The following is a 20,865-nucleotide window of genomic DNA, read 5'->3' as shown; positions in this document are numbered from 1 at the left end:
TAATAGGCCGATAACTTACACCACATCAACACCTGGGGAAACACGACTTCAAACGGTTTCCCAATGTAGAGGGTGTTGTGATCATGCTGCTTGCGTCCACTATGTGGTTCCCGGACAACAACCCGTGAGGGTTGTTCCCCTGGGAACGAATGAACACTATATTTGAATATTTGCTTACGTCTGTTTGATGTTCGTGACCATTGTTTTCCCCACGCATGCCTGGTTGTTTTGGGTGTGTGGTGCGGGTGGAAGGGTTACGGCGGTCATAGCGTGGGGGAAACGCCCGGTCCCATTCCGAACCCGGAAGCTAAGACCCACAGCGCCGATGGTACTGCATCCGGGAGGGTGTGGGAGAGTAGGTCACCGCCGGACAATTTGTGGGGTGAGGCCCGTACCAGTGTTGGTACGGGCCTCACCTGTTTAACCCGCCAACCGATCCGGACTGCCAGGCGGCAGGCCAGGGGTGGCGAGGCTCACCCCGATCCGGCCTCGCATACACGCCCGTGAATCGGTGGGAGGGGCCCGCCTGCACTAGAATTAGCTGAGGCGTTGAACGCCTCCCATAACTTTTACATCTCCATTACAGGTACATAGTGACGAGCGACTGCAGTAAATTCCGTTGGTCGGCTCACGACGAGAGGAACTAGCCAGCATGTCAGAGCAGAACAACAGGGACCAGGATCGAAGCGGCGCACCGCGCCGGGATTCCCAGGGCCGCCCCGCCACGAATGACCGTAATGCCCCCAAACGCTGGGAAGACCGCAAGCCTGCCAGCCAGCGCAGCGGTTCGAACGAGCGTAAGCCGTTCTCGCGCGACGAGCGTCCGCAGCGTGACAGCCGTCCTGCCCGTGACGGTGAGCGTAAGCCGTTTAGCCGTGACAGCCGTCCTGCCCGTGATGGTGAGCGTAAGCCGTTTAGCCGTGACGAGCGTCCGGCCCGTGATGGTGAGCGTCGCTCCTTCGGCGACCGCGGTGCTTCCGCTGGCCGCAAACCCTTCTCGCGTGATGAGCGTCCGCAGCGTGATAGCCGTCCGCCCCGTGACGGTGAGCGCAAGCCCTTCTCGCGTGATGAGCGTCCGCAGCGTGATAGCCGTCCGCCCCGTGACGGTGAGCGTAAGCCGTTCTCTCGTGATGAGCGTCCGCAGCGTGACAGCCGTCCGCCCCGTGACAGTGAGCGTAAGCCGTTTAGCCGTGATGACCGTCCGGCCCGTGACGGTGAGCGCAAGCAGTTCGGTGAGCGTAAGCCGTTCTCTCGTGATGATCGTCCCCAGCGTGATGGGGAGCGTCGCTCCTTCGGTGACCGCGGTGCTTCCGCCGGACGTAAGCCGTTCTCTCGTGATGATCGTCCGCAGCGTGACAGCCGTCCGCCCCGTGACGGTGAGCGTAAGCCGTTCTCGCGTGATGATCGTCCGCAGCGCGATAGCCGTCCGCCCCGTGGCGACCGCCCGGCACAGCGTTCGGAGCGCCCGTCCTTCAGCCGCGACGAAGCCCCGGCAGCACCGCGGCCCCGCAATGCGAAGGACCTGCGCAGCGCCAACCGTCCCGACCGTGAGCGTTCCCCGGAAATCGACGAGGACGTCACCGGCCAGGAACTGGACAAGGTAACCCGTGCCCAGCTGCGCAACCTCGAAGAGGTCAACGGCGAGTGGGTCTCCAAGCACCTGGTGATGGCCGGGCGATTGATCGACGACGAGCCGGAGCTGGCTTTCCAGCACGCCCTGGCAGCCAGCCGCCGCGGCGGCCGCATGGCCGTAGTCCGCGAGGCAGTGGGCCTCACCGCTTATGCTGCCGAACACTTCGGCGAAGCACTGCGTGAGTTCCGGACGTACCGCCGGATAAGCGGCTCCAACGCCTACCTGCCGATGATGGCCGACTGCGAACGAGGATTGGGTCACCCGGAAAGGGCACTGGACCTGGTCCGTTCCGAGGACGCCAAGGACCTGGACGTCGCCGGTCAGGTGGAGCTGGCCATCGTGGCCTCCGGTGCGCGCATGGACATGGAACAGTTCGAAGCCGCCGTCACGGCCCTGGAAATCCCGCAGCTGGACCGCAACCGTGCGTTCTCCTACAGCCCGCGCCTGTTCCGTGCCTACGCAGACGCGCTGGAACTGGTCGGCCGCAACGACGAAGCCGAACAGTGGCGCAAGCAGGCCCTTCGTGCCGACAGTGCCCTCGGTCTGGGTGATTTCGCCGAGCCGGAGATCTTCGACCTCGTCCCTGAAGAGGAAGAGCGCAAGGACCGCCGCTCCGAGCCCCGCGAGGACCGCTCAGGTGCCTATTTCGAGGCTGAAGCACCGGTTTCCAAGGACAACTCGGTGGTGGACGCAGACGCGGATGCACTGCCCGGCGACGAGCAGGAAGCCCTGCTCACAGAGGTGGGCGACATCGATGATGCCGACGACGTCGAGGTCACCGTGAAGGACCTGGACCTCGGCGACGACGACGATGAGGAAACCGCCCGCGAAGACGCCGACGAGACGGAGCACCAGCACCTTGACGACTGATACCTCCCTGGTCTCCGGGTATGACGCGGTCTTTTCCGATCTGGACGGCGTGGTTTACGCCGGTCCGCATGCCATACCCGGAGCCGTGGAGGCACTGGGACGGCTGGCGGATGTATCCGTTCAGCTTGCCTACGTCACCAACAACGCCTCACGCTCCTCGGAAACGGTTGCAGCGCACCTGCGCGAGCTCGGTGCGCCCGCAACGGCGGAAACTGTTTTCGGATCCGCGCAGGCCGGCGCTGAACTCCTGGCCGAGAAGGTGGCACCCGGAGCCAGAGTCCTGGTGACCGGCAGCGCCACGCTGGCCGCCGCCGTCGAAGCGCAGGGGCTCACCGTGGTCAGGTCGGCTGATGACCAGCCCGATGCCGTCATCCAGGGATTTGATCCGTCCCTGGGCTGGAAGGACCTGGCCGAGGCCGCGTTCGCCGTCGGACGGGGCGCGGTTTGGGTGGCCACCAACACTGATCTGTCCATTCCCCAGGCCCGCGGTATTGCGCCCGGCAACGGCACCCTCGTGGCCGCCGTCGGCGCCGCCACCGGCAAAGTTCCGTTTGTGGCCGGCAAGCCGGAGGCGCCGCTGTTTACGACGGCGGCCCGCCACCTGGGCGTCCACCGCCCGCTGGTGGTGGGGGACCGCCTGGACACGGACATCCTGGGCGGCACCAATGCCGGCTTCGACACCGCCCTGGTCCTCACCGGGGTGGATACACCCCTGACTGCGCTGGCGGCCCGCACTCCCGAACGCCCGGTGTACCTCATCAGCAACCTGGAAGCTTTTTTTGCGCCCTATCCGGAGACGACCGTCGACGGCGCCCGCTATCGCTGCGGGAACGCTGCTGCCTGGGTGGAGGACAACGTCCTGGTGATCGACGGCGATTCCTCGGATCTGGACAGCTGGCGGGCCGCCTGCGCCGCCTGGTGGGGGGCCCGGCCGGATGTTGCAACGGCTTCAACCCCCGAGATCCGCTGGACTGTCACCGGGCGCGGATAAGCTTCCGTCAGACGCTTCGCCCGTTACGGGACTGCCTGAACACACCGCCTGAACACACTGCCTGAACACACCGCCTCAATAGCCATTTCCAGGAGGACCACAGATGCCCGATTCCCATCCCGCGTGGCCGGATCCTCCGGCAGCAACGGGGGACCCCGCTGTGGATGCCCTGCTGCAGGGACTTTCCGCTCTCGCCGGAGAGCCGGTGTCCGGACAGACGGCTGCCTACGCCGTCCTGCATGACGGGCTGCTGGCAGAACTGAACACTGAACCGGATGTGGCAGCAGCGTCCGGTGCCCCTATGCCGGGCGGCCCCCGTGCAGGCCGCTAGGATGTCCAGGCTCGACCAGGAACTGGTGACCCGCGGGCTGGCCCGCTCCCGCACCCAGGCTGCCAAGCTGATTGCCGCCGGCCGCGTCCTGCGCGGCGGCAGGCCCGCGGCCAAAGCGTCAACGCCGGTGGACGCTTCTGAGTCCCTTGAAGTGCTCGACGACGGCCTGCCGGATTACGTCAGCCGTGCCGGCCACAAACTGGCCGGTGCCCTGGCCGCCTTCCCCGCCGTACAGCCGCAGGGGCTGCGCTGCCTGGATGCCGGTGCTTCCACCGGCGGGTTCACCGACGTCCTGCTGCGCTCAGGCGCCGCGCACGTAGCCGCGGTGGACGTGGGACACGGTCAGCTAGTGGAACCGCTGCGGCAGGATCCGCGCGTCAGCGTCTATGAGGGCATGAACGTGCGGTACCTGGACCCTGAGCATATTGGCGGCACCGTTGACCTGACTGTTGCCGACCTGTCCTTTATCTCGCTGACCATGGTGGTGGACGCCCTTGCCGGAGCCACACGCCCCGGGGGCAGCCTGCTGCTGATGGTGAAGCCGCAGTTTGAGGTGGGCCGTGAGAGGCTGGACCGTACCGGCGTCGTTACTGATCCGGGGCAGCACCGCCTGGCCGTGACGGCAGTTGCCGCCGCAGCCTTGGCCGCAGGACTGCATATAGCCGGTATCGCTCCCAGCCCGCTGCCGGGACAGAACGGCAACGTGGAGTTCTTTATGTGGCTGCAGGTACCGGCACAGCGGAAGGACCGGGGCAAGGAGAACGGGCAGGATACGCAGCAGGCGGAGGAAGCAGCCGCCCGGCTGGTTGGGGAAGCGTTCGCCGGATTCGACCGGTTTGCGGAGCACGAACCGGCCGTAGAAGACTGACGGGTGGGCGTGCCGTACACATTGCCCGTAGACGGAAAAGGATGAAGACGCAGATGAGCAGACGGATACTGGTCCTGGCCCACACGGGACGGCGGGACGCCATGACTGCTGCCCAGGAAACCTGCACCCAGCTTCATTCCTCCGGCCTCGTGCCGGTAATGCGCCGCTGCGACCTCGAAGACATCCAAGCTGAATACGGGGTGCTCACGGCGCCCACCGAAATCCTGGACGAGGACGTGGCACTGGAAGATGTGGACCTGGGCATGGTCCTGGGCGGGGACGGAACCATCCTGCGGGCCGCTGAACTGGTCCGCGGAACAACCGTGCCCTTGCTGGGCGTCAATCTGGGCCACGTGGGTTTCCTGGCCGAAAGCGAACGCGCGGACCTGGCCCAAACCGTGCACTGGGTGGTGGAACGCGCCTACACCGTCGAAGAGCGGATGACCATCGACGTTAAGGTCTGGCACAGCAACAAGCTGATTGCCCACACCTGGGCGTTGAACGAGGCAGCGGTGGAGAAAGCCGACCGGCAGCGGATGCTGGAAGTGGTCATGGAGGTCGACGGCCGCCCCATCAGCTCCTTCGGATGCGACGGCGTGGTGATGGCAACCCCCACCGGTTCCACGGCCTACGCCTTTTCCGCCGGTGGCCCCGTCGTCTGGCCGGAGGTAGAAGCCCTGCTCCTGGCCCCCATCAGCGCCCACGCCCTGTTTGCCAAGCCCCTCGTAGTGGCGCCCACATCCGTCCTGGCGGTGGAAATCCTCACCCGCACGGACGCCTCCGGGGTGCTGTGGTGCGACGGGCGGCGCAGCGTGGACCTGCCTCCGGGCTCCCGGGTCGAGGTCACCCGGTCGGCCACCCCGGTACGGCTGGCCCGCACCCACAAAACGCCCTTCTCGGAACGGTTGGTCCGGAAATTCCAGCTACCCACCACCGGCTGGCGCGGGCCGGTGTCCGGCCCGGTCCCGGGCACCCAGTTGAGCCCCGCGGCCCGGGTCGCGGAGGCTCGGGTCGGGGAAACCAGGGCCGTGTCGGACAGTGCAGCTTCGGACAAAGCAGCTTCGGACAATGGAGGCGTGGTCGAATGATTGAGGAAATCCGCATCAGGGACCTCGGCGTCATCACCGATGCCACTTTGGACCTCGGTCCGGGCTTTACCGTGGTGACCGGTGAAACCGGCGCGGGCAAGACCATGGTGATCACCGCCCTTGGGCTGCTCCTTGGCGCCCGGTCCGACGCCGGTGCCGTGCGCATCGGAGCCAAGTCCGCCGTCGCCGAGGCGCTGGTCCATGTCGACCCGCATAGCGCCGCCGCAGTGCGCGCCGCCGAAGCGGGAGCCGAACTCGAGGAGTACGACGGCGCCGCTGAACTGACGCTGGTACGCACCGTTAACGCCGACGGCCGCAGCCGGGCCCACGTGGGCGGCCGGTCTGCTCCGGTGGGTGTCCTGGCCGAGGTGGGCGAACACCTGGTGGTGGTGCACGGGCAGACGGACCAGCTGCGTCTCAAGAGCGCCGCCGCGCAGCGCGAGGCGCTGGATAAATATGCAGGAGCGCCGCTGGCTGCGGAGCTGGGCGCCTACCGTGAGGACTACGCCCGCTGGCGCGCCGCCGCCAAGGAACTGGCCGAACTGCGGGACCAGGCACGGGACCGTCTGCGCGAGGCCGAATACCTCACCGCAGCACTGGAAGAAATCGAAGCCGTGGACCCGCAGCCGGGGGAGGACGAGTCCCTGAAGGCCGAGGCGATGCGCCTGAGCAACCTCGAAGAGCTGCGGACCGCAGCGGTGGGAGCCCACGCGGCCCTGATTGCCGACGATTTCGCCGACGGCGGCGACGCGACCTCACTGGTGGACGCCGCCAAACGCCAACTGGAATCCGCCGGCGAACATGACCCGGCGCTGGCCGATGCCGGCACGCGGTTGGCCGAGGTGGGTTACATCCTCGCGGACATCGCCACCGAGCTGGCCAGTTACGGTGCCTCCCTTGACTCCGAGGGTCCGGGACGGCTGGCCGAAGTGGAGTCCCGCCGCGCTGAGCTGGCCGGGCTGGTCCGCAAGTACGCCTCGTCCATCGACGGCGTGCTTCAGTGGAGCGGTGAAAGCGCCAAACGGCTTGTCGAGCTCAGCTCCGATGACACGCGCATCGAAGCCCTGGAAGCGGAGATCACTGCCCTGGGCGAGGCGCTGGAGAACAGGGGAGCGGCCCTGACCAAGCTGCGGACCGAAGCGGCCGCGGAACTGGCACAGCGGGTCAGTGACGAGCTGACGGCCCTGGCCATGAAGGACGCCAACCTGGTCATCGAGGTGGAGCCCGCCGGCGAGCCCGGTCCGCACGGCGCTGACACCATTGCCTTCCTGCTGGCGCCGCACCCCGGTGCGCCTGCCCGCCCGCTGGGCAAGGGCGCGTCCGGCGGTGAACTGTCCCGCGTTATGCTGGCTATCGAAGTGGTGCTCGCCGCCGTGGACCCGGTGCCCACCTTCATTTTCGACGAAGTGGATGCCGGCGTCGGCGGCAAGGCCGCCGTCGAAATCGGCCGGCGGCTGGCCATGCTCGCCCGGCACGTGCAGGTGATCGTGGTGACCCACCTCCCGCAGGTGGCAGCCTTCGCCGACCATCACATCCGTGTGATCAAGACCTCCACTGCGGCCGACGACGGCACGGGCGTCACCGCCAGCGACGTCCGCGTGCTCGGCCACGAGGAACGGATCAAGGAACTTGCACGGATGCTGGCCGGCCAGGAGGATTCGGCAACGGCACGCGCCCACGCCGAGGAACTGCTGGAAGCAGCGGGACATCTCCAATAACCGTCCGCCGGAGACCCGAGTCTCCGGCGGATCCAGTGCAGGTTCTACTCGAATCAATAAAAGGTGATAGGCTCGAACTCCGTGGTGCAGCGATCAAATTCCAGGTTTCCCAAGTCGTCTTCTACGACCAAACACATCTTCGTCACCGGTGGCGTGGCGTCCTCACTCGGTAAGGGACTGACAGCGTCAAGTCTCGGCCATCTGTTGAGGTCGCGCGGCATAGCGGTGACCATGCAGAAGCTCGATCCGTATCTGAACGTGGATCCGGGCACAATGAACCCCTTCCAGCACGGCGAAGTCTTCGTGACCGACGACGGTGCGGAGACCGACCTCGACATCGGACACTACGAGCGGTTCCTTGACGAGAGCCTCGACGGTTCCGCCAACGTAACCACCGGACAGGTGTACTCCACGGTTATTGCCAAGGAGCGCCGGGGCGAATACCTCGGTGACACGGTCCAGGTCATTCCGCACATCACCGACGAGATCAAGCGCCGGATGCGCCTGCCCTCCGAGGCGAAGAAGACCCCCGACGTCATCATCACCGAAATCGGCGGCACGGTAGGCGACATCGAGTCCCAGCCGTTCCTCGAAGCGGCACGCCAGGTCCGCCAGGACATCGGCCGCAGCAACGTCTTCTTCCTGCACGTCTCCCTGGTGCCGTACATCGGCCCGTCCCAGGAACTGAAGACCAAGCCGACCCAGCACTCCGTGGCCGCGCTGCGCTCCATCGGCATCCAGCCGGACGCCATCGTGATCCGCTCGGACCGCCCGGTGCCCGACGCCATGCGCAACAAGATCGGCCGCATGTGCGACGTCGACGTTGACGCGGTCATCGGCTGCCCGGACGCCCCGAGCATCTACGACATCCCCAAGACCCTTCACTCCCAGGGCCTGGACGCGTACATCGTCCAGCACCTGGACCTGAAGTTCAAGGACGTCAACTGGACCAAGTGGGACCGCCTGCTCGAGTCCGTGCACAACCCCAAGCACCACGTGGACATCGCCCTGGTGGGCAAGTACGTGGACCTGCCGGACGCCTACCTGTCCGTGACCGAAGCGCTGCGTGCCGGCGGCTTCGCGAACAAGGCGAAGGTCAACATCCGCTGGGTTCCCTCCGATGACTGCGACACCCCCGAAGGTGCAGCAAAAGCCCTGGCCGGCGCGGACGCCATCTGCGTGCCCGGCGGCTTCGGCATCCGCGGCCTCGAAGGCAAGCTCGGCGCCCTGACCTACGCCCGGGAAAACAAGCTCCCGACGCTGGGCCTGTGCCTTGGCCTGCAGTGCATGGTCATCGAGTACGCCCGCAACGTAGTGGGCCTCGAAGGTGCTTCATCCTCCGAGTTCGAACCGGACACCCAGTACCCGGTCATCGCCACCATGGCCGAGCAGAAGGCCATTGTTGACGGCGGCGGCGACATGGGCGGCACCATGCGCCTGGGTCTCTGGGACGCCAAGCTGGAGCCGGAGTCCGTGGTTGCCAAGACCTACGGCAAGACGGAGGTGGCCGAGCGCCACCGCCACCGCTATGAGGTCAACAACCAGTACCGCGACCAGATTGCCGACGCCGGCCTGGTGTTCTCCGGAACCACCACCGACGGCGGCCTGGTGGAGTTCGTCGAGCTTCCCGCCGACGTTCACCCGTACTACGTGTCCACGCAGGCACACCCGGAGCTCAGCTCCCGCCCGACGCGTCCGCACCCGCTCTTCGCCGGACTCGTCAAGGCTGCCCTGGCACACCAGAGCGGCAAGGCCTAGCCCCATGGCACGGACAGAGGGGTTCGCAGACGAACAAAGCCCACGCCCGCTGCTGGCATCCGAAACGGTGTACAACGGTCCGGTTTGGGACGTGGTCAAGGAGGAATTCACCCTGACCGACGGCGGCGAGCCCCTCGTCCGTGACTACATCACCCACCCCGGCGCCGTGGCTATCCTGGCTATGAACGACGCTGGGCAGGTGCTCCTGATCAACCAGTACCGGCACCCGGTGCGGATGACCCTGTGGGAAATCCCGGCCGGCCTGCTGGATGTGGAGGGTGAAGACTTCCAAGTCGGCGCCGCCCGCGAGCTCGCAGAGGAAGCTGATCTAGTGGCCTCCGAATGGCAGGTCCTGACCGACCTGTTCCTCTCACCGGGTTCCTCCCGGGAAGCCCTGCGCATCTACCTGGCGCGGGGCATTTCCGAGGTGCCCGAAGCGGAGCGCCACACCCGCACCCATGAAGAAGCCGAAATCAAGGTGGAGTGGGTGGACCTGGACGTCGCCGTGGAGGCGGCCCTGCAGGGACGGATGCACAGCCCGTCCGCGGTAGCTGCCGTCCTGGCTGCCGCGGTGGCCCGCGGTAACGGTTTCCGCGGTCTCCGCCCGGCCAATGCACCGTGGCCCGAGCACCACTCGCAGCATTCCACCTGGGCCAACGGCCCGGTGCGCTAGCCGGGACCACGCCATGCCCAGCGCTGACGCTTCCGCGCACAACAGCAACGACACCATAGCCATCAACCTCAACGGGTCCCTCAACCCCACCCTGAAGCTGGATCTGGAGTCCGAAGAGGCCCGCCGGCTGCGGGACGCGGATCTGGCTGAGCTGGACCGGACCGCCGGGCCGGACGCCCGCCGGTCGGCGGCGGCGCCTGCGCCCGCGGTTGAGCCCGCGGCTCCGCCGGTGCCCAGGGCAGCGCCCAAGACAGCAGCCAAGTCTCCAGCGGCCCAGAAGGCACCCGCACGTTCGCGTGCGGCCACGGCCCGCTCGGCTGCCGAGGAGCTGCGGTCCACCCCTGCCGGCCGTGCCATCGGCAGCTACCTGCAGCACATGGCCGTGGAACGCGGCCTGGCCGTGAACACCTTGGATGCCTACCGCCGCGACCTGCTCCGCTACGCACGTTTCCTGAGCGCCAGGGGAGTGGAGGACATTTCCCGCATCACCCGGCACGACGTCACAGCCTTCGCCCAGTCCATCTCGGAAGGCTCCGACGGCGCCTCCGCGCTGAGCCTGCGTTCGGCAGCCCGGACCGTGGTAGCGGTGCGCGGCCTGCACCGCTTCTGGGCGCTGGAGGGCATGACCACCGCGGATCCGGCGTCGGACGTCCACCCGCCCATGGCCGGCAAGCGCCTGCCCAAGGCCATCAGCGTCAGCGAAGTGACCCGCATCCTCGAGGCCGTCTCGCTGGATACCCCTTCAGGCCTGCGCGACCGTGCCCTGCTGGAATTCCTGTATTCCACCGGAGCGCGCATCAGCGAGGCCGTGGGGCTGGATGTGGATGACCTGTCCCTGGAACGCATTCCGGCCAAGGGTCCGGACGTGGTGCGGCTGTTCGGCAAGGGCTCCAAGGAGCGCCTCGTTCCCCTGGGTTCCTATGCCGCACGCGCGCTGGACGACTACCTGGTCCGCGGCCGCCCGGCGGCATCGGCCAAGGGCAAGGGAACCCCTGCGCTGTTCCTGAACGCGCGCGGCGGCCGGCTGTCCCGGCAGAGCGCCTGGACCATCCTCAAAAACGCCGCCGAAAAAGCCAATATCGGCCGCGACGTTTCCCCGCACACACTGCGCCACTCCTTTGCCACCCACCTGCTTGAAGGTGGAGCCGACGTGCGTGTGGTCCAGGAGCTGCTCGGCCACGCCTCGGTGACCACCACGCAGGTCTACACCCTCGTCACCGCCGAAACCCTGCGCGAGGTTTACGCGGCGGCACACCCCCGGGCGCTCTGATGGATTCCGCCGCCGGACGGTCCTTCCGGGCTTCCCCGGTGGTCCTGTGCTTCCTCTTCCGGGATACCCGGGACGGTACCCAGGTGCTGATGGGACTGAAGAAGACCGGCTTCGGCCTCGGCCGCGTGGTCACGCTCGGCGGGCATATTGAAGCAGGGGAGACCCCGGAACAGGCGGCCGTCCGCGAGGTCCAGGAAGAATCCGGCGTAGCAGTGCAGGAAGCAGACCTGCAGCGTGCAGGCACCATCGAATGGATATTCCCCGCACAGCCGGTCTTGGACATGTCCACGGTTCTGTTCCGGGCGCACCATTGGGAGGGGGAACCGGTGGAGACCTCCGAAATCCTTCCCGCCTGGTATGCCCCCGGGGAGATGCCCTACGCCAGCATGTGGCCGGACTCGGCGCACTGGATGCCCCGCCTGCTGTCTGGCGAATACTTCGATGCCGTTGTCACCATCGCCGACGACAACGTCAACGTGGCCAGCATCGTCTTTTCCTAACCTCCCAAACCCAAGGACCGTGCTCCCGGTACGGAACCAAGCAGGGGATGAAGAGTCCGGATCCGGATAGGGAGCTAAGACGCAGAGGAGGCCCCGAGGGTCCCGGAGGAAGGCGGCTTTAATATTCCTTGCGAGCTCTGCGAGCAGGGAATTTCGTTGCCGCCGTTCCGGGACCCTCGGGACCTCAGACCTCACCAAGGCTAGAGATGAAACCTACGGCAGGTGCCGCTCCTCAGCCCCGTTGTACTCACTCAGCGGCCGGATCAGGGAGTTGGCTTCCAGCTGCTCCATGATGTGCGCCGTCCACCCGGTGATCCGGGCCGCCACGAACAGCGGCGTGAAGGTCGGCGTATCGAAGCCCATCAGGTGGTAGACGGGACCGGCCGGGTAGTCCAGGTTCGGCAGGATGTTCTTGCGCTCACCCATGGCCGATTCCAGGGCCGTGTACAGCTCGCCCAGGTCCGGACGGTCGTAGTGCTTGACCATGTTGTCCAGGGAGGCCTTCATGGTTGGCACCCGGGAGTCGCCGTTCTTGTAGACCCGGTGGCCGAAGCCCATGATCTTCTTCTTCTGCTCCAGCGCCTCATCGAGCCAGGCAGCGGCGTGGGCCGCGACGTCGCCGTCGGCCGCGCTCTGCGTGATCTCCGCGAAGGTGTGCATCACGGCCTCATTGGCGCCGCCGTGCAGCGGGCCCTTGAGGGCGCCGATGGCACCGGTGACGGCTGAATGCAGGTCCGCGAGGGTGGAGGTGATCACCCGGGCGGTGAACGTGGACGCGTTGAAGGAGTGCTCCGCGTACAGGATCATCGAGACGTTGAAGGCCTCCACCACCTCGGGGGCGGCTTCCTCGCCGAAGGTCATCCACAGGAAGTTCGCTGAATAGCCGAGGTCCTCGCGTGGCTCCACCAGTTCCTGGCCGCGCCGGCGGCGCTGGTCATAGGCGACCACGGCAGGCATGGCAGCGAACAGGCTGACTGCCTTCTCCATGTTGGCCTGCACCGAGGAGTCCTCGGCCAGTTCATGCGACGCACCGAGGACGGACGCCGCGGTACGGCACACATCCATGGGGTGGCAGGTTACCGGCAGGGCATCGATCACGGCCTTCAGTTCCGGGGTGAGGGCACGCTGGGCGCGTTCCCCGTCGGTGAATTCCGCCAGCTGTGCCTCGGTGGGCAGCTCGCCGTTCCAGAGCAGGTAGGCCACCTCTTCGAAGCTGCACCGGGCGGCGAGTTCCTGCACCGGGTAGCCGCGGTAAAGCAGGGAGTTCGTTTCCGGGTTGACCTTGGAAATGCGGGTGGTGTCTACGAGTACCCCCGCCAGGCCCTTGTGGATCTGGGTATCAGTCATTGCTGCTGGCTCCTTCGAAAGTGCGGTAAATGCCTGGCCGGTCCTAGCGGGTGCCCGGAACCTGGAAATTGAAAACGGACGTGTCGAAGTGGTTGTACGCCTCATAATCCACCAGATCGTACAAACGCGCACGTGTGAGCATATTGGGCACGTCCGCTTCCTGGGTGCCGTGCGCCTTGATGGTCTCCAGCGTCCGTTCGGCTGCGCCCATGGCGCTGCGCAGCAAGGTGACCGGGTAGATCACCATGTTCACGCCCACCGAGGAGAGCTCCTCATAGGTGAACAGCTCGCTTTTGCCGAACTCGGTCATGTTGGCCAGGATCGGGACGTCGACGGCGGCGCGGATGGCGGCGAATTCGTCCAGCGACTTCATGGCCTCGGGGAAGATGGCGTCGGCTCCGGCGTCGACCAGCGCCCGGGCGCGGTCCTGCGCCGCTTCCAGGCCGTCCACGGCACGGATGTCGGTGCGGGCCATGATCAGGAAGTTCGGGTCCCGGCGGGCGTCCGCTGCGGCACGGATCCGCTTGACTGCGGTTTCGGTGTCCACCACGTTCTTGCCGTCCAGGTGGCCGCAGCGCTTGGGGTTGAACTGGTCCTCGATGTGGCAGCCGGCCAGGCCGGCGTTTTCGAGTTCCTGGATGGTGCGGGCCACGTTCATCGGCTCGCCGAATCCGGTGTCCGCGTCCACGATGGCGGGCAGGTTGGTCATTCGGGCAATCTGCCCGGCCCGGGTGGCCACCTCGGTGAGGGTGGTCAGGCCGATGTCCGGCAGGCCGAGGTCATTGGCCAGCACGGCGCCGGAGATGTAGACACCGTCGAATTCCTTTTCCTCAATGAGGCGGGCTGAGAGCGGGTTGAAGGCGCCGGGGAACTGCTGGAGCGTACCGGAGGCCAGGCCTTCGCGGAAGGCGATCCGCTTCGCTTCGGGGGTAACGGAGGAGTACAGCATTTAGAAGAGTCCCTTCGGTGCGGCGGCGGGGCTGATGACGCCGTCGGCGGCGGTGATGTTCAGCTGGTCCAGCTGGCCGGCGGCCAGTTCGGGCAGGCGCTGCACGGTGGCCAGGAACCGTTCGATCTCCTCTTCGGAGACCAGGCCGGCGGCCAGGGTGCGGAACTTGTTGATGTACTGCTCGCGGGCAAACGGCTTGGCGCCCAGCGGGTGTGCGTCCGCCACGGCAATTTCGTCGGTGATGACGGTGCCGTCGGTCAGCACGATGGTGACCTTGCCGCCGAAGGCCTTCTCGTTGATGTCCAGTGAGTGGTAGCGGCGGGTCCATTCCGGATCCTCCACCGTGGTGACCTTGTGCCACAGCTCCACGGTGTCCGGGCGTCCGGCGCGTTCGGGGGAGTAGGAGTCCACGTGGTGCCAGGCGCCGTCCTGCAGGGCAACGGTGAAGATGTACGGGATGGAGTGGTCCAGGGTTTCGCGCGATGCGGTGGGATCGTACTTCTGCGGATCGTTGGCACCGGAGCCGATCACGTAGTGGGTGTGGTGCGAGGTGGCGATCAGGACGCTTTCCACGTTGGCCGGATCCGCTGCTTCGGGGTGCTCGCCGGAAATCTTGCGGGCCAGGTCGATCCAGGCCTGGGCCTGGTATTCGGCGGAGTGTTCCTTGGTGTAGGTGTCCAGGATGGCGCGCTTGGCTTCGCCCTCTTCAGGCAGCGGCACTTCGTAGGCGGCGTCGGGGCCGTCCAGCATCCATGCAATGACGCCGTCTTCGCCTTCGTAGATGGGGGTGGGGGAAGTCTGGCCGCGCATGGCGCGGTCCACGGCTTCCACGGCCATCTTGCCGGCGAACGCCGGGGCGTGCGCCTTCCAGGTGGAGATCTCGCCCTTGCGGGACTGCCGGGTGGCGGTGGTGGTGTGCAGGGCCTGGCCCACGGCCTGGAAGATGGTGTCGACGTCGAGCCCCAGCAAGGTGCCGATGCCGGCGGCGGCGGAGGGGCCGAGGTGGGCCACGTGGTCGATCTTGTGCCGATGCAGGCAGATGGCCTTGGCCAGATTGACCTGGATTTCGTAGCCGGTGGCGATGCCGCGGATCAGGTCCCGGCCGGAGGCGCCGGTGTGCTGGGCGACGGCGAGGACCGGGGGGATGTTGTCGCCGGGGTGGGAGTACTCAGCGGCCAGGAAGGTGTCGTGGTAGTCCAGTTCGCGCACGGCCACACCGTTGGCCCAGGCAGCCCATTCGGGGCTGGTCTTGGCCAGCACGCCGAAGAGCGAGGCGCCCTTGCCGTGGGCGGAAGGGGAGAAGGACAGCGCCTGGGCGCGGGCGGCGACAATGGGTCCGCGGTTCAGGGAGGCGATGGCCACGGAGGCGTTGTCGATGATGCGGTTGATGACCATGTCGGTGACGTCGTCGGTGACGTCCACGGGGTCGGCGGCAACCTTGGCGATCTTGTAGGCCAGCTGGTCCTCGCGGGCCAGCTTCTCATCGCTGCGGTAGACGCGTACTTTATGCAGGTTCACGGTTTGTCCTTTATTTCAGGGGTAGTAGTCCGCCCGGGGACGGTGGTCCCGGGGGCGGCGGTCCGGGCGGACCGGAGGTGTTCGAGGCTTTTGTGCAGGTGGACGGCGACGGCGGCGGAGGCAAGGTCCGCATCTCCGGCGGCAACGGCGTCGGCAATGGTGGCGTGTTCCGCGGCCGTTTCAAGCAGCCGCTGCGGGTTGTCCTTCGCCAGGCGCCGGACGCGGGCAAGATGCAGGCGGACGTTGCGAAGTGCCTGCACCAGATAGGCGTTGGCTGCGGCCTCGTCCATGGCAGCATCCAGCTCGGCCACCAGGGCGTAGTACCCGGTGCGGTCGCTGTCCGCGTATCCGATCAGTTCCCCGGCAGCACGGAACCGGGTGGCCAGCGTACGGAAGGCAGCTTCCTGCCCGCGGACCGCGGCGAGCGCCGCTGCCTTGCATTCCAGCGCCTGCCGCAGCTCGAAGAGTTCAGCCACGGTGTCCAGGGAAATGCCGGTAACGACGACGCCGCGCCCGCTGTGCGGAGCGGCCAGTCCGTCGGCGGTGAGGCGGCTGAGGGCTTCGCGCAGCGGAGTGCGGGAGACCCCGAGCCGGGCGGACTGCTCAACTTCGCCCAGTACCGTCCCGGGAGGCAGCTGCCAATCCACAATGTCCTGCCGCAAGGTGGCATAAGCGCGGTCACTTGCCCGCATAGTCCGCCTCCTTGCGTCAGATACCTGCGTTACTTTCACCACAGTGTATACACGAGAGAGCAAATTAACGTATCCGGGCTCACAATTGGCCGCTGGACCTGCGGCTCTGTATACAGATGGGCCTTCATTGTCGACGCTGTCCGTGTGACGCAGCCATGCGGGAGTACTGCATCCGGTCGAGATCCCCACCCGGGTCTTCCGGCCCACCATTGAGCGGCGCAGCTGCGCAGGTACCATGGCGCCTACCACGCCGGATCAAGGAGGATTCAGATGGGCGAGCGCGACACCTATGCAGAGGCCTATGCCCGCAGTATGTCGGATCCCGAGGGCTTCTGGCTGGAGGCAGCAGCCCTGGTGGACTGGGACACCCCTCCGGCACTCGCCCTCGACACTTCCAAGGCGCCCCTCTATGCCTGGTTCCCCGACGGCCGGCTGAACACCAGCGTCAACGCCCTGGACCGGCATGTTGCAGCGGGCCGCGGAGACAACGCGGCCCTCATCTATGACTCGGCAATGCTGGGGACGCAGCGCACCTACTCCTACCGGGAACTGCTGGCCGAGGTGGAAACCTTCGCCGGTGTGCTCCGCGGCCTGGGCGTGGCCGCGGGGGACCGGGTAATCATCTACCTGCCGATGATCCCCGAGGCCGTGATCGCCATGCTTGCCACCGCCCGGCTGGGTGCGGTGCACTCGGTGGTGTTCGGCGGCTTCGCGCCCCGTGAACTGGCAGCCCGGATCGACGACGCCGGGCCCAAGGTGATCGTGACGGCCAGCGGGGGACTGGAACCCAAGCGCCGGGTGGAGTACCTGCCCGCCGTGGCCGAAGCGCTGGAGACCGCGGCACACCGGGTGGGCGCCGTCGTCGTCGCCGAACGCGACGGCTTCACCGCCAGCCGGAAGCAGTACGACGGCACCGGCGGGGCGGCCTGGCTGGACTGGACGGCGCTCGCCGCCGCCGCGGCACCCGCCGGACCGGTGAGCGTGGCCGCCACGGATCCGCTGTACATCCTCTACACCTCCGGCACCACCGGCTCACCCAAGGGGGTGGTGCGGGACAACGGCTCCCACGCCGTCGCCATGGCCTGGTCCATGGAAAACATCTACGGAATCGGCCCGCGGCAGGTGATGTGGACCGCGTCGGACGTCGGCTGGGTGGTGGGGCATTCCTACATCGTCTATGCGCCCCTGATCGCCGGGGCAACAACCGTGCTGTACGAAGGAAAGCCGGTGGGCACCCCCGACGCCGGCGCCTTCTGGCGGGTGGCCGCCGACCACGGCGTGGACGTCCTGTTCACCGCCCCGACCGCCCTGCGCGCGATCCGCAAGGCGGACCCCAACGCCGCCGAGCCGGACACTTACGACCTCTCCCGGCTGCGCTACCTCTTCTCAGCCGGCGAGCGCCTGGACCCCGCCACCATGGACTGGGCGGGCACAGCCCTGGAGGTGCCGGTGATCGACCACTGGTGGCAGACCGAAACCGGCTGGGCCATTTGCGCCAACCCCGTGGGGTTGCAGGAGCTGCCGGTGAAGCCGGGCTCGCCCACCGTGCCCGTGCCGGGCTTCGATGTGCGCATCCTGGACGGAAGCGGCACCGAGGTTCCGCCCGGAACCGAGGGCAACATTGCCCTGAAGCTGCCGCTGCCCCCGGGCACCCTCCGGACCCTGTGGGGCAGTGATGACCGCTACCGGGCCGCATCCCTGGAAGTCTTCGAGGGGTACTACGCCACGGGTGACTCCGGCTACCGGGACCAGGACGGCTACGTGTACGTGATGGGCCGCACCGATGACGTCATCAACGTGTCCGGGCACCGGCTCTCCACCGGGGCCATGGAGGAGGCCGTAGGCTCCCATCCGGATGTGGCCGAGTGCGCGGTGATCGGCGTCGCGGATCCGGTCAAGGGCCAGCGGCCCTGCGGTTTTGTGGTGCTCAAGTCCGGCTCGGAGATCGACGCCGGCCGGCTGCAGGCGGAGCTGGTGGAGCGGGTGCGCTCGCGGATCGGTGCCGTGGCGGACTTCAAGGACGTGCAGGTGGTGGACGCACTGCCCAAGACCCGCTCCGGAAAGGTGCTGCGCAAGACCATGCGCCAGATCGCCGACGGCGTACCCCACACGGTGCCCTCCACCATCGAGGACCCGGGAGTCATCGACGCACTGGCGCCGCTGCTGCGGCCCGAAGCCTCAACCCGTTAGCTACCAGCGCCAGCTGTACTCCAGCTCGGGCCGGCCCCGGGTCCCGTAGCGCGGCGAGCGCAGCACCGACTGCTCCTCGGCCAGGTGCTCCAGGTACCGCCGCGCCGTAATCCGGGACATTGCCAGTTCCGCAGAAACCTCGGAGGCCGACAGCGGGGAAGGGGCACGCTTGAGCAGGTCGGCCACCGCTTCCAGGGTTTCCCCGGACATTCCCTTGGGCAGCGGGGTGGCCACGGTGGGGCGCAGCGCCGCAAACGCGCTGTCCACTTCGCTCTGGGTGGTCGACGCCGCCTGCTCGCCCATCCGCCGCCGGTATTCCGCGTAGGTGGTGAGCTTGGTGCTGAACGCCGAGAAGGTAAAGGGCTTGATGAGGTAACCGACAATGCCGCCGGACATCGCGCCGCGGACCACGGCCAGGTCCCGAACCGCGGTAATGGCAATAACGTCCACGGGCAGGCCCGCCCCGCGGATCCGGCGCAGCAGGTCCAGCCCGTGCAGGTCCGGCAAGTTCATGTCCAGCAGTACCAGGTCAATTCCCTGTCCGGCGTCGGATCCGGTGTTGGATCCACTGCCCGATCCGCTGCCCGGCCCGCTGCCCGGTGCTGCGTCGACCTTCAGGGCCGTGATGGCTTCGGTGCCGGTGCGGGCAATGCCTGCCAGCCGGAAGCCGGGGATGCGGCGGACATACTCGGCATGCGCCTCGGCGGGGATTTCCTCGTCCTCCACCACCAGGACACCGATCGTCTTGGAATCGGTCATGGCCGTCCCCCAGCGGGTGCGGCCTCAGTGGAGGGGAGGGGAATATCCACCCGGAAGCATGCCCCGTGGCCGGGAAGCACCTGAATGCGCCCGCTCAGCCGGTTGACGGCCTGCCGGACCAAGGCCAGGCCGATGCCGCGCCCGGAGGCGGTGCGCCCCTCGGGGAGCTGCTTGGTACTGAACCCCTGTTCGAAGATACGTTCGAGTACATCGGAATCGACCCCCGGCCCGTCGTCCTCTACTGCAATCAGAAGCGCACCGTCGTCGCTGCCCAGTGAGAGCGTGACTAAACCTGCGGCGGCGTCGAAGGCGTTGTCCAGCAGGTTGCCGATGATGGTCACCAGTTCCACCGGTTCCACACCGCCGCCGCTGAACCGCCCGCCCGCGGCTGCCACGGTGATTTCGAGGTCGATGCCGCGCTCGCGGGCCTGGGCGGCCTTGCCCATCAGCAGTGCGGTCACCGCCGGTTCCTCCACGCCCGCCAGGACCTCGTCGTTGAGGTGCTGGGACTGTTCAAGGTCCGCGGTGGCAAATCGGAGCGCCTCCTCGCTGCGGCCAAGTTCGATCAGGGAGACGAGGGTGTGTACGCGGTTGGCATGCTCGTGCGCCTGCGCGCTGAGCGCGTCCGCCAAGGTACGCATGGAGGCGAGCTCGCCGGTAAGGGATTCGACGTCGGTGCAGTCCCGCAGCGTGGTCACGATGCCAAAGCGCCGGCCGTGCGGACCGGGGGAGACGGCGTCGGACTGGTTGACCACCAGGATGCGCTCGCCGGTGAGGTGGACTTCCTCGCGCGCATCCCGGCCGGTGCGCAGCAGGGAGGCCAGCGGGCCGGGCAGGTCCGGGAGCTCTGGGACCTCCAGGCCGGCGCCCCGGGGCGGCAGTCCCAATAGGGCGGCTGCCTCGTCGTTGTAGAGGACCAATTCTCCGCGGTTGTTGTGCAGCAGCAGTCCTTCCCGCACTGAGTGGAGCGCGGAGTCGTAGAAGGTGAACATATGCGCCAGCTCGGCCGGACCCAGTCCGTACGTAGCGCGGCGCAGGTACCGGCTGAGCAGATAGGAGGCCAGCGCTCCCGCAGCGAGCGCAGCGGCATCGATCGCGAACAGCTCCGGCAGCCGTGCGTCGCGCGCAATCCCCACCCGGTCCACGGTGATCCCGGCTGCAACCAGGGCGGTGACATTGCCGGCGTCGTCGCGCACCGGCGTGATGGCGCGGACCGAAGGACCGAGGGTGCCGGTGTAGGTCTCCGTGAAGCTCTTCCCGGCCAGGGCCTGGTCCACGGAGCCGATGTAGGGTTTGCCGATCTGCTCGGGGTTGCGGTGGGTCAGGCGGGTGCGGTCGGTGTCCATGATGGTTACGAAATCGACGCCGACGCCGGCCATCACTTCCTGCGCATAGTCCTGCAGGGCAGAGTCGCCGGACACCTGGCCGTCCGGGAAGGCGCCTGCTGCTGCCCGTACGGTGTCGCTGGCGGCAACCGTTCCGGCCACAGCCAGCATGCGCTCGCCGGTTTCCTCATACGTGTTCTCTTCGGCCTGCTGATAGAGGCCCCAGGCAATTCCCCCGGAGACGCACAGGATGAATGCCAGCTGGCCCAGGAACAACCGGCCGGCCAGGCTCCATCTCCGCACGTTCCATCCTTCGTTTCGCTGGTGCATTTTCCGGGGGTAGGTACATTGCCGCGAACAGTATGAACACAAGGGTGACTGTGAT

The 20,865-nt window shown here is 67.1% G+C and carries 18 protein-coding genes and 1 rRNA gene; 12 read left to right on the top strand and 7 right to left on the bottom strand.

Annotated features, from left to right (window positions below; translation table 11 throughout):
* Nucleotides 1–255 precede the first annotated feature (255 nt).
* Nucleotides 256–372, top strand: a 5S ribosomal RNA gene (gene rrf / locus LJ754_RS11365).
* A gap of 283 nt (nucleotides 373–655) precedes the next feature.
* Here the strand turns inward: rrf and LJ754_RS11360 are convergent.
* A complete protein-coding gene (locus LJ754_RS11360) occupies nucleotides 656–1,714 on the bottom strand; it encodes a hypothetical protein (protein ID WP_227926650.1) in 1,059 nt (352 codons plus the stop codon).
* On the opposite strand from LJ754_RS11360, the gene LJ754_RS11355 reads away from it, so the two are divergent.
* The 10 genes from LJ754_RS11355 (at nucleotide 1,667) to LJ754_RS11310 (ending at nucleotide 11,700) form a co-directional block, all read left to right on the top strand.
* Nucleotides 1,667–2,503 carry a hypothetical protein gene (locus LJ754_RS11355; RefSeq protein ID WP_227926649.1) on the top strand — a complete coding sequence of 279 codons (837 nt, stop codon included), beginning with the start codon at nucleotides 1,667–1,669 and terminating at the stop codon, nucleotides 2,501–2,503. The two genes, LJ754_RS11360 and LJ754_RS11355, sit on opposite strands and share 48 nt — an antisense overlap.
* Nucleotides 2,493–3,494: an HAD-IIA family hydrolase gene (locus LJ754_RS11350; protein ID WP_227926648.1), complete on the top strand. Its 1,002-nt coding sequence runs from the start codon at nucleotides 2,493–2,495 to the stop codon at nucleotides 3,492–3,494. The genes LJ754_RS11355 and LJ754_RS11350 overlap by 11 nt, the downstream gene beginning before the upstream one ends.
* 103 nt (nucleotides 3,495–3,597) lie before the next feature.
* Complete coding sequence (locus LJ754_RS11345) at nucleotides 3,598–3,825, top strand: hypothetical protein (RefSeq protein ID WP_227926647.1); 228 nt, start codon at nucleotides 3,598–3,600, stop codon at nucleotides 3,823–3,825.
* Nucleotide 3,826: 1 nt separating this feature from the next.
* Nucleotides 3,827–4,693, top strand: coding sequence for a TlyA family RNA methyltransferase (locus tag LJ754_RS11340; RefSeq protein ID WP_227926646.1), 867 nt, complete (start codon nucleotides 3,827–3,829; stop codon nucleotides 4,691–4,693).
* A 53-nt stretch (nucleotides 4,694–4,746) separates the two neighbouring features.
* Complete coding sequence (locus LJ754_RS11335; RefSeq protein WP_227926645.1) at nucleotides 4,747–5,781, top strand: NAD kinase; 1,035 nt, start codon at nucleotides 4,747–4,749, stop codon at nucleotides 5,779–5,781.
* Nucleotides 5,778–7,499: a DNA repair protein RecN gene (recN, locus tag LJ754_RS11330; protein WP_227926644.1), complete on the top strand. Its 1,722-nt coding sequence runs from the start codon at nucleotides 5,778–5,780 to the stop codon at nucleotides 7,497–7,499. The genes LJ754_RS11335 and recN overlap by 4 nt, the downstream gene beginning before the upstream one ends.
* Nucleotides 7,500–7,562: 63 nt before the next feature.
* Nucleotides 7,563–9,257, top strand: coding sequence for a CTP synthase (locus tag LJ754_RS11325; protein WP_283996589.1), 1,695 nt, complete (start codon nucleotides 7,563–7,565; stop codon nucleotides 9,255–9,257).
* Nucleotides 9,258–9,261: 4 nt separating this feature from the next.
* Nucleotides 9,262–9,930, top strand: coding sequence for an NUDIX domain-containing protein (locus tag LJ754_RS11320; protein WP_227926643.1), 669 nt, complete (start codon nucleotides 9,262–9,264; stop codon nucleotides 9,928–9,930).
* A gap of 328 nt (nucleotides 9,931–10,258) precedes the next feature.
* Nucleotides 10,259–11,200 (top strand): site-specific tyrosine recombinase XerD, encoded by a 942-nt coding sequence (xerD, locus tag LJ754_RS11315; RefSeq protein ID WP_227910853.1) that lies wholly within the window; start codon nucleotides 10,259–10,261, stop codon nucleotides 11,198–11,200.
* Nucleotides 11,200–11,700 carry an 8-oxo-dGTP diphosphatase gene (locus LJ754_RS11310; RefSeq protein WP_227926642.1) on the top strand — a complete coding sequence of 167 codons (501 nt, stop codon included), beginning with the start codon at nucleotides 11,200–11,202 and terminating at the stop codon, nucleotides 11,698–11,700. The genes xerD and LJ754_RS11310 overlap by 1 nt, the downstream gene beginning before the upstream one ends.
* A 213-nt stretch (nucleotides 11,701–11,913) precedes the next feature.
* On the opposite strand, the gene LJ754_RS11305 is transcribed toward LJ754_RS11310, so the two are convergent.
* The 4 genes from LJ754_RS11305 to LJ754_RS11290 are packed head-to-tail and all read right to left on the bottom strand — an operon-like array spanning nucleotide 11,914 to nucleotide 16,206.
* Entirely contained in the window at nucleotides 11,914–13,047 is a 1,134-nt protein-coding gene (locus LJ754_RS11305) for a bifunctional 2-methylcitrate synthase/citrate synthase (RefSeq protein ID WP_227926641.1), read from the bottom strand.
* A 43-nt stretch (nucleotides 13,048–13,090) separates the two neighbouring features.
* On the bottom strand, nucleotides 13,091–13,996 hold the full coding sequence (gene prpB, locus LJ754_RS11300; protein ID WP_227926640.1) for a methylisocitrate lyase: 906 nt from the start codon (nucleotides 13,994–13,996) through the stop codon (nucleotides 13,091–13,093).
* Nucleotides 13,997–15,514: an MmgE/PrpD family protein gene (locus LJ754_RS11295; RefSeq protein WP_227926639.1), complete on the bottom strand. Its 1,518-nt coding sequence runs from the start codon at nucleotides 15,512–15,514 to the stop codon at nucleotides 13,997–13,999. It lies immediately after the preceding gene.
* Nucleotides 15,511–16,206 carry a GntR family transcriptional regulator gene (locus LJ754_RS11290; RefSeq protein WP_227926638.1) on the bottom strand — a complete coding sequence of 232 codons (696 nt, stop codon included), beginning with the start codon at nucleotides 16,204–16,206 and terminating at the stop codon, nucleotides 15,511–15,513. The genes LJ754_RS11295 and LJ754_RS11290 overlap by 4 nt, the downstream gene beginning before the upstream one ends.
* Nucleotides 16,207–16,476: 270 nt before the next feature.
* Here LJ754_RS11290 and LJ754_RS11285 point away from each other — a divergent pair, with 270 nt between their 5' ends.
* A complete protein-coding gene (locus tag LJ754_RS11285; RefSeq protein WP_227926637.1) occupies nucleotides 16,477–18,396 on the top strand; it encodes an AMP-binding protein in 1,920 nt (639 codons plus the stop codon).
* Here the strand turns inward: LJ754_RS11285 and LJ754_RS11280 are convergent, their stop codons facing one another.
* Nucleotides 18,397–19,155, bottom strand: a complete 759-nt coding sequence (locus LJ754_RS11280; RefSeq protein ID WP_227926636.1) for a response regulator — start codon at nucleotides 19,153–19,155, stop codon at nucleotides 18,397–18,399.
* Nucleotides 19,152–20,783, bottom strand: a complete 1,632-nt coding sequence (locus tag LJ754_RS11275) for a sensor histidine kinase (protein ID WP_227926635.1) — start codon at nucleotides 20,781–20,783, stop codon at nucleotides 19,152–19,154. The genes LJ754_RS11280 and LJ754_RS11275 overlap by 4 nt, the downstream gene beginning before the upstream one ends.
* Nucleotides 20,784–20,865 lie beyond the last annotated feature (82 nt).

It is taken from the genome of Arthrobacter sp. zg-Y40, assembly GCF_020731535.1.
Classification (GTDB): domain Bacteria; phylum Actinomycetota; class Actinomycetes; order Actinomycetales; family Micrococcaceae; genus Arthrobacter_B.
The sequence above is the reverse complement of the archived record's forward strand: the minus strand, read 5'-3'. Positions and strand labels throughout refer to the sequence as shown.

What these genes read in the sequence shown, in the direction of transcription:
- LJ754_RS11355 (WP_227926649.1), top strand. Translation starts at nt 1,667, where the DNA reads ATGGCCGGGCGATTGATCGACGACGAGCCGGAGCTGGCTTTCCAGCAC.
- LJ754_RS11345 (WP_227926647.1), top strand. Translation starts at nt 3,598, where the DNA reads ATGCCCGATTCCCATCCCGCGTGGCCGGATCCTCCGGCAGCAACGGGG.
- LJ754_RS11340 (WP_227926646.1), top strand. Translation starts at nt 3,827, where the DNA reads ATGTCCAGGCTCGACCAGGAACTGGTGACCCGCGGGCTGGCCCGCTCC.
- LJ754_RS11335 (WP_227926645.1), top strand. Translation starts at nt 4,747, where the DNA reads ATGAGCAGACGGATACTGGTCCTGGCCCACACGGGACGGCGGGACGCC.
- recN (WP_227926644.1), top strand. Translation starts at nt 5,778, where the DNA reads ATGATTGAGGAAATCCGCATCAGGGACCTCGGCGTCATCACCGATGCC.
- LJ754_RS11320 (WP_227926643.1), top strand. Translation starts at nt 9,262, where the DNA reads ATGGCACGGACAGAGGGGTTCGCAGACGAACAAAGCCCACGCCCGCTG.
- LJ754_RS11310 (WP_227926642.1), top strand. Translation starts at nt 11,200, where the DNA reads ATGGATTCCGCCGCCGGACGGTCCTTCCGGGCTTCCCCGGTGGTCCTG.
- LJ754_RS11305 (WP_227926641.1), bottom strand. Translation starts at nt 13,047, where the DNA reads ATGACTGATACCCAGATCCACAAGGGCCTGGCGGGGGTACTCGTAGAC.
- prpB (WP_227926640.1), bottom strand. Translation starts at nt 13,996, where the DNA reads ATGCTGTACTCCTCCGTTACCCCCGAAGCGAAGCGGATCGCCTTCCGC.
- LJ754_RS11290 (WP_227926638.1), bottom strand. Translation starts at nt 16,206, where the DNA reads ATGCGGGCAAGTGACCGCGCTTATGCCACCTTGCGGCAGGACATTGTG.
- LJ754_RS11285 (WP_227926637.1), top strand. Translation starts at nt 16,477, where the DNA reads ATGGGCGAGCGCGACACCTATGCAGAGGCCTATGCCCGCAGTATGTCG.
- LJ754_RS11280 (WP_227926636.1), bottom strand. Translation starts at nt 19,155, where the DNA reads ATGACCGATTCCAAGACGATCGGTGTCCTGGTGGTGGAGGACGAGGAA.